This window comes from Pseudomonas sp. MD195_PC81_125, from assembly GCF_014060985.1.
In the GTDB taxonomy this organism is placed as follows: domain Bacteria; phylum Pseudomonadota; class Gammaproteobacteria; order Pseudomonadales; family Pseudomonadaceae; genus Aquipseudomonas; species Aquipseudomonas parakoreensis.
This window is the reverse complement of the sequence record NZ_JABULD010000857.1, coordinates 1-503: the sequence shown is the minus strand read 5'-3', so window position 1 is coordinate 503 and position 503 is coordinate 1. Positions and strand designations below refer to the sequence as shown.

1 protein-coding gene is annotated in these 503 nt (G+C 39.6%); it reads left to right on the top strand.

Annotation, left to right across the window (positions count from 1 at the left end):
* Window positions 1-358, top strand: a 358-nt coding sequence (locus HT737_RS29800; RefSeq protein ID WP_182404612.1) for a DUF4062 domain-containing protein, incomplete at its 5' end; no start/stop codon positions are given.
* Between the last annotated feature and the right edge of the window lie 145 nt (window positions 359-503).

Sequence of the window (503 nt, the reverse complement as noted above, 5' to 3'; positions counted from 1 at the left end):
TGATTGTGACTATTACCTATTAATTGTTGGTGGTAGATACGGGAGTTTAGGCGCAGAGGGACTTAGTTTTACAGAAATGGAGTTTGATTATGCTGTAGAGAGAGGTATAAAAATTGTGGCTCTTCTTCATGGTAGTCCTGAGAAATTGACTATTGAAAGGTCTGAGATATCTGAAGAAGCAAGGCTAAAGCTTCAAGCTTTTCGAGACAAAGTTTCGAATGGTCGTTTAGTCAAATATTGGACGTCTCCTAGTGATTTGCCAGGTCTGGTTTCATTGAGTCTTGTCAAGACAATGAAAGCTTTTCCCGCTGTAGGTTGGGTGCGCGCAAGTGAAGGCTCAAAACGAAGGGCTTTTTAAAAAGAAAATCAACGAAACTTCGTAAAAGAAAAATGACAGGCTGAAATCTTGAGGTTTTCGCAAATAAAGAAAACAGAAAAAAAAAGCTATTTTACGATGTCCCCGAACTTGGCCGGGTTTGGCGATATGTATTCGTTATTTGGTC